Consider the following 10,942-nt stretch of genomic DNA (forward strand, 5'->3'; position numbering starts at 1 on the left):
CTCTTATATCGGTAGTGTTCAGATGAGCTGATTACATACGGATTAGTGGCTACCAGACTACTAATTACCAAAGTTTGGAGAGCACGATCTAAATTCAGTTATTGGTAAACTGAGAGGATTCCATCAGGAATCCTCATTCTTATGTGCAGAAAAAATCGCATCTTTGATTTCGTCGTCATTCACATTATCAAGATTATAATTAGCCATATGAGGATAGTATCGAGAAAACTGTTCGATCGATGCTTCTGTTGATTTCCATGTCACGGGTTTTTTTCCAGTGAGAATTTGTTTATCACGAAACGTCGGTCGAATTCGAGTTACAACCTGATATAGGGTGAGTAACATTTTTATGAGATAGCTATCAGTTTGCTCTTGAGCCTTTTTCGGAGTTAATGTTTTTAATTCAATATTAATATTAGTCAGCCCAGTATACTCGGCTATTTGTTCAAGTTCAGAAGGAGTATATTCTTTAATGTGACTCCGAAACTTTCCAATATTCCAATAAATAAATCCAGCACCAACCCCAGTTGAGCGGCCAAACAAAGTTCGAATTCGATTCGTCAAGCGAACTGAATTCGGGGTTGTAACCAAAATTGTACCACCAGTTGCTAGAGAATTAACACAATCATTTAGAAACACTCGTGGTGAGTCAACGTGCTCCAAGACTTCAATCGCAGTGACGAGGTCGTAGTCATCACTCGGTAAACCCTCTCCAGCAGAGGCAACAATTAAATCTATTCCCATCTTATCAGCGAATTCACGTATCCGGGTTTGATTATTACCGATAAGATGCCACTGGTCATTCAAGTCATCAACGGCCGTAACATCATACCCTAACTGGGACAATACAGCTTCAATATCGCACGGTCCACACCCTACAGATAAAATAGAATCGCCAATTGATGTGTGTGAATCAATTTGTTTGATTATAGTGTGAATCCATTCTCGTTTTCCGGCGACATACTGTCTTCCAAATGGAAACTCTTCGATTACGGTGTCCAAGGCCGATTCAATATCACTTCTATCCATAAGTGTGTCGTACTCAGTCTTTGCGTGTTATTTCTTCGGAATTTCAAGAGGGATGTATCTAGTACATATCAAACTCAGTGTCTCACTAATTCTATTAGTTAGAACGTCTGCTCCCTGGTGTACACAAAATCCAACAAGCTAACAGTAAATGATACGTTCCCTGCGAACATAAGCCCCTCCCACCTGTAGACAGATTTTGAGTCGGGGCAGCCTAAACGAGGACCCAACACAATTCCTTGCCGAGAGATCGTCGAACTACCTTCTAAGCAGTGGTCTGTACAGACCTTCCAGGTCCTACAACCGAGACGAAGACGACAGACAGACTCTATCATTCTGAAGCATAGCATAGAACTACCTACGGCTATACCACACACTAGTACGAATTATATGTCAACTGTGATTAAATAATGACTTAAAGTGAGTATAGATCTAAACAATTTACAATACGTCATCAATTCTTATGCGTTCGTTGGCCGAGAGCGAATCTCGGATCGCAAACGTCGAGAGCGAGGTCTCGACGATATCTCGCATCGAAATTGGTGCCGACGTACCGTTCTGAATCGTCTCGACAAACTCTCGAAATTCGGTTTCGAACCCTTTCGATTTCCTCATTCCGAGCCGTCCAGTCTTGAAATCATTTATCCGGTACACACGATCGCCATAGAATACTTCAAGTGATTCTTTGCTTTGGGAATCATCGCCCAACGTCGTATACGTTATCGTTCCCGTTGAATTGTCCTCAAACTGGATGACTGCCTGAATATTTTGTTGTGTCGGAGACTTCTCTGGGATTTTCGGTCCGATCGTGTACACTTCTTGTGGAGAAGATTCTGAAAAGAATTGAAGCAGATCTACAAAGTGACAGACCTCGCCGACGATTCGTCCCCCACCCTCTTCTGGGTCGATCGTCCAGTGATCTGAGGGAACCGTCCCGGCGTTGATCCGGTACTGTGCCATAAAGGGAGAGTTTCGCCCGGATAATTCATTCTTGATCGTCCTCGCTGGTTCAGAGAACCGACGGTTGTATCCGATCATTAACCTACTGTCGGATGCTTGCTCGGCGTCGACAACAGCCTGTAACTCCTCTCGATCGAGCGCAAGTGGCTTTTCAACGTGTACATCCTTCCCGGCTTCAAGAGCCTTCACAGCGATCTCTGCGTGGAGATTGTGTCGCGTTGCCACAACTACAAGGTCAAGCGCCTCATCCTCCAGTATCTCCTCGTAGTCCGTGGTGACATACTCGGCATCATACTTTTCTCCAACCGTTTTGCTACTTACCCCTGTCGCCGAAGCGATAGCCGTGATAGCCAACTCATCGATCCCCGAGATCGTCGGTAACAGTGTGCTAGTCGCGAAGTTTCCGGCCCCGACCATTCCGACGGAGAGTTGGCCATTAACGGATCGTTTCGAACCGGATTCGAGTTCGATCCGCCGCGTTCGATCTGTCTCGTTGGAATCGTATTCTAACACAATTCCGGTGTAATCTCCACCCTCAAGGATCAGGTCGTACGCTTCGAGCGCGTCATCGAACGGGAACATATGCGAGATCAGATCGTCGAGATTGAGTTCTCCTGTGTCGAGTAATCTGAGGAACTCACCCATATTCCGATTTTCTGTCCAGCGGACGTACCCGATGGGGTACTCGTTTCCTTTTTCCTCGTACGCCCGATCGTACCGGCCAGGACCGTACGATCTAGAAAGACGGAAGTCGAGTTCTTTCTCGTAGTACTGTTCCCGGGGAATATCCATACCGACATCGCCGACAACGGACACGCGCCCCTGCTCGCGTGTGATGTTCCCAGCCATTTCGACCGGCTGATCAGAATCCGTAGCGGCGGTGATAATCACACCATCGACTCCCGGCCCGCCACTGAATGATTCAGCTATGTGCTCAATGTTATCATCTCCGATTACGGCTCCCACTGAGATCTCTGTTGCGTCCCCAACCTTGGACGGGTCAATATCGATCCCTAATACTGGATAACCGTACGCGGACAGGAGCTTCGTCGTAAGTCGACCAACCAAACCGAGACCGATCACTGCGATTCGTTCCCCAGGTGTTGGATCGAGTCGTCGGATCCCCTGTAATGCGATCGAACCAACCGTCGTGAAAGCGGCATCGCGCGAGTCTACCGAGTCAGGAATCGGGACGCAAAGGTTCTCTGGAACGTGGTTTACCTCGGCATGTGTCGCATACTCAGCACCCCCACAAGCGACACGATCCCCGACTGAGATGTTGGTGACGTCCTCACCTACCTCGAGCACTTCTCCAGAACAGCTGTATCCCAGAGGAAGGGGCTTATCGAGGCGAGACTTTACCGAACGATACGTGGCTTGGATCCCATCATTTCTTGTCTTTTCGATGACCTGTTTCACGAGGTCTGGTCGTTCCTTGGCTTTCCCCAATAGGCTCTTTTTTGCTAGATCGATCAGCGCTTGTTCGGTTCCAGCACTAACGAGAGAATGGCGTGTATCGACGAGAACTCCGTTCGAAGAAGTGCGTGGTTCCGGAACGTCGACGAGTTCCAGTTCCCCACTATCGAAGTTTTGTTGAAGCTGCCGCATTATGGACTCACTTTCGTCTTCTCTGGTTTTTGTGTTATCATTCTGGTATCGATTAGAGGTCTCAATGAGTACTTTTCGCGATCGTCAGTTGAGTTCACGAAGGATCACTCCAAGCATTCCCGAATCTTCTCGATGGAGGGTAACCACAGCCCTGGATTGTTCTTTACCGTATTCTGGATGATATGGCGCCGTTCCAAGGGTCATTTTGTTACCCTCAAGCGCTTCTAACTCTGCGGTTGGTATTCCTTCATTATCTTCGATCGTCACGTATTGGTCGGTGCTGTTGAGGGTAGCGCTATATTCGGGATGAACATGAAAACGGCTCAGAGCAGATTCGTTCTTACACTCCACCTGATCCGTGATTTGCCATCCATCGGAGACTCGTTCGACCGTTCTTTCGTGTGTATATGTTGGATGTCCGATCCCGTTCACATCGTAAGCCATTCGAAGAGGGGAACCTTCGCTAAATTCGACTTCTGGATCAAGCGTTCCCCACATCCAAAACGAGGAGGCCAAACGAACCGGTTCAAGAGTACCGACTTGGACAGTGTTGTGGCTCTGAATGCTTCGATCACGCTGGCGAGTTGTCCCGGCAGAGTATTCGAATACACCGGTGTCAGTCAATATCCGTTTTCCGCCGATCCACAAACAGACCTGCCCCGGATGTACGTGTGCGTGTGCTGGAAGATGAGGGACCGTTATTTCGTGTGCTGTGATGAGAAGCTGGCTATCGTCGGTTCCAAGCCAGAAAAATCCCGACTCAGGCAGTGATCTATAAGGATCCGGCTCGGAATGTAGATTCGTCTCAATACCGATAGATTGCGCGTATTCGAGACAGGATGTTAGTGGTAGTGCTTCTCCAAAGACAGAGTCATTTAGAAGTGGAATCTGATCGTCCGGTGGCCGGAGACGTTCGATAAAGTGAACTCCATCAGTTGCGGTCTCTCGAAGGGATTTGGACCCCTCGCTGATGGATTCTAACAGATCAACTGCTGTGAGGAAGCGCTGACAGACGATCAGGTGATACATCGGGCTTCGTTCGATATGACCTCCATCTTCGAAGAATTGTTCCTCACCCGCCTGTTCGAAGATCTGCTGTCCCTGGCGTAACCACGCCGGTTCGTTAGCATAGATCCCTGCTACGACGAGTGCAACCGCGTTCTCAATAAGGTGATTACCGCCCACACCGTGTTCAACATTGTCGGAGAGGAACACTGCGTTCTTGTAGACAAATCGTCGGATATTCCTTCGAAACGTCTCATCGAGCTGCGACGCAAATAGAGAATCGTACCGTGCCCAATTCAGGATCCGAAGACAGACCGAATGTGGCATCCAGTATCGTCTCAAGTACTGGCTATCGGTTGCAATCGGATGATCTTCTATCCAGTCATCGAGCCAAGAACGATGGATCGCGATTTCCTTGTCCGAAATCTCTGAAGGCTCGTGAGCCGTGAGCCAGATAGGTTTAAGATGTTCGAATCCCCAGCACTTCAGTTTCCAGTGAAGCGACTGTTCTATCACTCTCGGCACATCCACAGAGATGGACTCTCCATCTTCAAAGGATACAGTTTCGTTTAGGAAGCTGAGGTTTCCGTTGAGGACGGCTGTTACGTCTCGCTCGTATATCTCTCGTTTGTTGAGAGTGCTCTTTTGAAGACGAATCGTGTTATCGCGTATCGGCTTAATACGCGGAGTGAATTCCTCTGGGACCTGCCGCTCGTATCGTCTATCAATATCGATCGGTAGTCGTGGTAAGACCGATGACTTGAGTGTGCGAGTCGCGATTCCGAAAAGCTGTCTCGGTTGTTTATTGAGTGCGGTTCCAGCAAGGGTCAAATAATCCGTCATCATTCACCAACTACACTTGATACATATTGATCCCAGCTGTTTCCCAGCGATCTTCATCCAACATAGCCCGCGTGTCGATGATCACGTTACCTCGCATACGATCGACGAAGGTTTTCGGGGAGAGTGCGCCGTATTCAGGGTGGTCCGTCACCAGTACAGCAGCATCAACATCGTTGAGGCTCTCCTCAAGCGACGAGAGCTCATAGTCGATGTCATCGCTTTCCACATACGGGTCCGTCAATCGAAGTTCGTCGACACCTCTCTCCAACAACTCCTCAGCGATCACAAGCGACGGAGTTTCTCGAACGTCGGACACTCCACCCTTGTAGGCGACGCCAAGTAGCGCTACCCTCGATCCCTCTAAGTCACTAAGCGCCGCCGAGAGCAACTTTATCACGAACTCCGGCATCCCGTCATTGACTCGGCGAGCCGTCTCGATCAGCATTGGGATATCGTTTCCGTGGTTCAAGAACAGCGGATCGATCGGGATACAGTGGCCACCGACGCCCGGACCCGGACGAAGTATCTCTACCCGCGGATGTTCGTTTGCCATTGCGATAGCCTCCCGTGAGTCGATCTCAAACTCGTGAGCCAGCTTCGCGATCTCGTTTGCGAACGCAATGTTCGTGTCCCGGTACGCATTCTGGATCAGTTTCACGAACTCCGCCGTTGTGGCATCCGCTGTCCTAACGTCGCCGGAGACGAACGAGTCGTACAGCGCGACGATCCGGTCGGTCGGACCTCCTGCCACCGTGCCGATGATCCGGTCGTTCTCCCGCAGCTCCGTGAGAGTGTTTCCGGGAAGCACTGTCTCCGGACTGTATCCGAGAGTGATGTCCTCGCTCGCGGAGAGTCCCGATTCCTCCAACACCTCCCGCAATCGACCCGCGGTCGTCCCGGGAGGAACCGTCGACGAAAGGATTACCGTATCGCCCTCACGAAGCTGCTCGGCGACCGTCTTGCCTGCCGCCTCGACGTAGGAGAGGTCCGTCCGGTCGAGGTCTTTATCGTACGGCGTTGGGACACAAATGATATGAAACTCTGCCTCCTGCGGTTGAGAGACGATAGTTAAGCCGTCTTCGAGTGCTCGCCTCACGAACCGATCTAAATCCGGCTCTTCGAGGTCGAAGGACCCCTCCGTAAGGTCGGACCGGTGTGCTGGGTCGACATCAAATCCGTACACTTCGTAGCCGGAGTTCGCGAGGACTGCGGCCATCGGGAGGCCGACGTATCCGAGCCCGTGAACACAGATGCGTGGTTCTGTCTCAGTCATTCGTATCCCAAGGTATCGAGGATCTGGTCAGCCGCCGTGCCGTCCCCAAACGGATTCTCCCAGTTTCGGTCTCTCGTGAGCATCTTGCGAACGCCCTCGCTAACATCATCGGGAGCCACGCCCACGACCAGATTCGCTCCGACATCGACTGTCTCGGGACGCTCCGTATTGTCGCGCAGCGTTACACAGGGAGTCCGAAGGATACAACTCTCCTCTTGAACGCCCCCTGAGTCGGTAAACACGATCGTCGCCTCATCTTCTAACACGAGGAAATCGAGGAAGTCCTGCGGCTCCACTAACTGTATGGTATCCGGGACATTGATCCCGAACTCAGAGATTCGCTTTTCTGCCCGCGGATGGATCGGATACACGACCGAGAGATCGTGTTCATCTGTTGCCTTCGCCACGCTGTCGAGCAATCTCTCAAATCGCTCTCTGTCGTCGACGTTCTCCGCCCGGTGAGCCGTCAGTAGCGCAAATCGCTCATCGAGATTCATATCCGACAGGACGCTACTACGTTCGTGAGCTATCTCGACGTTCTGGTGAACCGCGTCGACGACCGTGTTTCCGGTGACGGTGATCCATTCGTCAGAGAGTCCCTCCTGCCGCAACTGATCCCCTGAGGTATTGGTCGGCGCAAACAGGTAATCGGCAGCGTGATCTGATACTCGCCGATTGATCTCTTCTGGCATATCCCGATCGAAGCTCCGGAGCCCTGCCTCCACATGCCCGACCTCGATATCGGCCATCTTCGTCGCCGCAATGGTTCCTGCAAGGACCGAGTTAGTGTCGCCTTGGACGATTACGACCTCAGGACGTTCAGATTCCAGAACGGATTCGATCTCGGCGATCATCTTTCCGGTCTGTTCCCCGTGGCTACTCGATCCAACTGCGAGATTGTAATCTGGCGTCGGAAGATCGAGTTGCTCGAAGAACACCGAGTCAAGATCTTCCGAGTAATGCTGACCTGTATGAACGATTGAGAACGGCACGTCTCGTCGCTGGCAAGCGCGGATGACTGGAGAGAGCTTGATTATCTCCGGTCGTGTTCCCAAGACGAAACTGAGCGTAGAGGACATCGTGTGGGTTTGTTGTATTGAAGAATCCGAAGGTCGGAGTTAAAAGCTCGTATTCGTTATTCGTTGGAATGATCGTCGCGTTCAGTGATCGTCGCGAGATACTCCTCGCTGATCGAGTCCCAGTCGAAGTGAGCGTTGACGTACTTCTGCCCCGATACCGCGAAGGCTTGCCGCTCCTCTGAGTTATCACGGAGCCGTCTAGTTGCCGAAACCAGTTCGTCGCGTTGACTAGGTTCAATAGGGATTCCGGCGCCAGCATCTGTTAGAATCCGTTTCGCTTCACCTCGAACGCCGAGAATCACCGGAAGACCAGCCGCCATCGACTCAAGGAGTTTTGAGGGGATCACGGTCTCGAATATCTCGCGGGGCTTCAGATGGACAAGGGCAACATCCGACTCGCGAAGGATGTACGGAACCTCCTCTTTCGGCCGCCGACCGGTGAACGTCACGTTGTCCAGATCGGCTGCTTGAGTCTCCAATGCTTCACGTTCTGCTCCGTCACCGACGATCACGAACTGAACGTCGTCGAGTTCTGGAGCTGCCTCCAACACGACCGACAGACCATGTGCTCGCCCGATCGTCCCGACGTACGAGATCGTTAACTCGTCACTGAGGTCGTTCAAGACTGGCGAGTTATCTCCTTCAACATCGTAAAACGCCAGATCAATTCCGTTCGGATGGAACGCAATCTTCGATCGATCGACACCACAGTCCACGATAGGCTCAATGAACGCCTTCGAGACGACGATGAGATGGTCTGAGCGTCGATAGAGGAATGTTACAGTCGCTTCAAGCAGCCAGATCACGAGCCTGTTGTCAAAGTCACTAACCGCCAAGATGGATTCGGGCCATAGGTCACGAACCTCGAACACGAACGTCGCCCGCTTGACCCGAGCGATGACCCAAGCGGAGACTCCGGTGAGCGGTTGCGGCGACGTCGCAACCACGACCGACGGAGAAACGTACAGTAGCCCGACAACTATTGAGATGAGCATAAACCAAACGAACTTCAGACTACGGCGGGCAAGATTCCCACTTGGCGACGTAATCGTTTTCGTATAGAAGACATCCACGTCATCCCGTTTCTCGTGTCGCAACCATTGATTATCGTACCCATCGTAGACCTCACCCTCCGGATAGTCCGGCGCAGAGGTCAACACGGTCACAGAAGCGTCGTCTGACCACCGCTTGGACAGCTCATCCCATCTCGTCTGGGAGGCTCCCGTCTCAGGCGGGAAGTACTGCGTTACGACAAGGATCGACTCAGATTCGCCCGTCATTTTCTCACATCACCGCTGTTTCGATCCTGTATCGACTTGATCTGCGGCAGCGACTCGTCTTCCCGCGTCGTGAGCACGGTCACGTCGTGGCCCATCACGGCCTGGTCTCGTGACATCGCGTGGACGTGGGAATCCCCGCCCCCCTTCGTGTCGGGATAGATCAACGGCGCGACACGGAGAATTCGCATTACCGGCTCGTACCCGACGCCCGCGTACAAACGTACCGGTTCGGGTTAGTCACACATCTTGTTTAACCAACAGACGCTCTCAGATTGCCCGATGTTGGGTAAATAATAGCTGTGATGATGAGAAACACACGCCGATTCAGAAAATCACCGTTCAGTTGTCAGTAACAGCATCTTCAGTCGAATCATTGTTGGTGTTTTCACTTACTTCCTCCTCAATATACTGCCAATCTTCGGTGTCCAAACGCCCCTCGAGGTATAACTCGCCGTCTTCAGTAATCACATACACACCATTTCCAAGGTGATCAACTAATCCCTTTTCGGCTAATTTCTTACATCTCCGATCCACCTGTTGGCGTGAATATCGGATCGGGCCTTCTCGCTTCATTTTGGTGGGAGAACCGGATTTATGTTCAGATAGATACTCAAGGATACGGTCATCTGCCGCAGTCATCCAACTACCCGCATATCTCATAGGGCACTCTGTTGTTCCAAGGTCTATATTACGGTCGGATCGCACCCTCAATATCTTGTAGCTATTCAGTTAGTCACCGTAATATTAATAAGACAAGCGCGTATGTGTCTAGTCACGGAACCCGAGTGACGAACCCTCGGCTCGCGAGAAATGTAGAAACCCCGGCCGCGGTGTTGGAGCACCCGACCGGGACGGGTTCTGTGCCCGAACACAGAACCATGCTAATGCTGGCAACTATGGGGCTTAAGCCCTGCGAGACGACTGACGAATCGAACAGTAACAACTCCGGCTGTAGTTTGTGTCCCAACCCAGCCGACGGCTACGACACTACCTTCGACGGCCAACTCTGTAGCACGTGCGCTACGACACGCAGCGTCGACGAGGACACCGTGGAGGGGCACAATGTCTAGTCCCATCGAGACCGACGCCCCCTCACTTGCCGATCTCTCAGCCACCCACCGCGATCTGCTCTGGGTACTCTCTCAGACTGGCCCCAGCGAGGGCGGCCGACTCCACCACGCGCTCAACGACTACTACACCGACGGTATCGACCAAGCCCAAGTCTGTGATACACTCAAGGAGCTCATCGAACGCGACCTCGTTACCAAACAAACCCACGACACGCCCGAGTATCGACTCACCGAGTCGGCCCGCCGCGCTCTCTCCGCGCGGCAAGCGTGGCAAGCTGGCACTCACAACGCTGAGGGAGGACAGGAATGACGCGACCTTCCAGCGACCCACAAGCCGCAGATCTCGCCCAACTCACACGCATCTCGCTCGACACCAACCACCCGATCTGCCAAGTCTGCGGCCAACCCCTCCACGAAGGCGACGACATCACTACCTACGCCTACCGCGCGGCCGGCGAACCCGCGTACGCGATCGGCTACATCATGTGTGGAGCAGATACTCACGAACACCCGACCGTCTTCACCCGCGGTGTTCGCGAGTACGTCCTCACGGGCCACATCGGGACGTGTTCAGACACCCGAACGCAATCCACAACGTTCGTCCTCCTTGATCCGACTGTAGTCGTCACGAGTCCCACGACGACTACAAATCTACACGTCCACCCGGACGCCCCAACACCACGGAGCCCAACCCACCCGACACCACAGGAGCCCACGCCGCTTCTTACTGCGGTTCGCGAATACGCCCGCTCTGATGGTGGCTCCCCACCGGAGGGGACAGAATGATCCCGGCTGTCG

9 protein-coding genes and 1 pseudogene are annotated in these 10,942 nt (G+C 52.3%); 2 read left to right on the forward strand and 8 right to left on the reverse strand.

Going from position 1 to position 10,942, the window contains the following annotated elements; genetic code table 11:
- Positions 1 to 123: 123 nt before the first annotated feature.
- From ACZ5KW_RS01495 to ACZ5KW_RS01530, 8 genes and pseudogenes are all read right to left on the reverse strand, one after another.
- On the reverse strand, positions 124 to 1,029 hold the full coding sequence (locus ACZ5KW_RS01495) for a class I SAM-dependent methyltransferase (protein ID WP_343779184.1): 906 nt from the start codon (positions 1,027 to 1,029) through the stop codon (positions 124 to 126).
- Positions 1,030 to 1,467: 438 nt separating this feature from the next.
- Positions 1,468 to 3,594 carry a bi-domain-containing oxidoreductase gene (locus ACZ5KW_RS01500; RefSeq protein ID WP_343779187.1) on the reverse strand — a complete coding sequence of 709 codons (2,127 nt, stop codon included), beginning with the start codon at positions 3,592 to 3,594 and terminating at the stop codon, positions 1,468 to 1,470.
- An 84-nt stretch (positions 3,595 to 3,678) separates the two neighbouring features.
- On the reverse strand, positions 3,679 to 5,445 hold the full coding sequence (locus ACZ5KW_RS01505) for an alginate lyase family protein (RefSeq protein WP_343779189.1): 1,767 nt from the start codon (positions 5,443 to 5,445) through the stop codon (positions 3,679 to 3,681).
- Between the two features lie 7 nt (positions 5,446 to 5,452).
- Positions 5,453 to 6,715 carry a nucleotide sugar dehydrogenase gene (locus ACZ5KW_RS01510; protein WP_343779190.1) on the reverse strand — a complete coding sequence of 421 codons (1,263 nt, stop codon included), beginning with the start codon at positions 6,713 to 6,715 and terminating at the stop codon, positions 5,453 to 5,455.
- Positions 6,712 to 7,794 (reverse strand): non-hydrolyzing UDP-N-acetylglucosamine 2-epimerase, encoded by a 1,083-nt coding sequence (wecB, locus tag ACZ5KW_RS01515; protein WP_343779193.1) that lies wholly within the window; start codon positions 7,792 to 7,794, stop codon positions 6,712 to 6,714. The genes ACZ5KW_RS01510 and wecB overlap by 4 nt, the downstream gene beginning before the upstream one ends.
- Before the next feature lie 56 nt (positions 7,795 to 7,850).
- Complete coding sequence (locus ACZ5KW_RS01520) at positions 7,851 to 9,074, reverse strand: glycosyltransferase family 4 protein (protein ID WP_343779196.1); 1,224 nt, start codon at positions 9,072 to 9,074, stop codon at positions 7,851 to 7,853.
- Between the two features lie 35 nt (positions 9,075 to 9,109).
- Positions 9,110 to 9,262, reverse strand: a pseudogene (locus tag ACZ5KW_RS01525) (glycosyltransferase family 1 protein); the annotation flags it as partial.
- A gap of 151 nt (positions 9,263 to 9,413) precedes the next feature.
- Complete coding sequence (locus ACZ5KW_RS01530; RefSeq protein ID WP_343779198.1) at positions 9,414 to 9,734, reverse strand: MarR family transcriptional regulator; 321 nt, start codon at positions 9,732 to 9,734, stop codon at positions 9,414 to 9,416.
- 402 nt (positions 9,735 to 10,136) lie between these two features.
- Between ACZ5KW_RS01530 and ACZ5KW_RS01535 the strand changes: the two genes are divergently transcribed.
- Positions 10,137 to 10,454, forward strand: a complete 318-nt coding sequence (locus ACZ5KW_RS01535) for a PadR family transcriptional regulator (RefSeq protein ID WP_343779201.1) — start codon at positions 10,137 to 10,139, stop codon at positions 10,452 to 10,454.
- Positions 10,451 to 10,930: a hypothetical protein gene (locus ACZ5KW_RS01540; RefSeq protein WP_464388575.1), complete on the forward strand. Its 480-nt coding sequence runs from the start codon at positions 10,451 to 10,453 to the stop codon at positions 10,928 to 10,930. Before ACZ5KW_RS01535 ends, ACZ5KW_RS01540 begins: the two co-directional genes overlap by 4 nt.
- The last annotated feature ends 12 nt before the right edge of the window (positions 10,931 to 10,942 follow it).

This window comes from Halorubrum ejinorense (genome assembly GCF_055389685.1).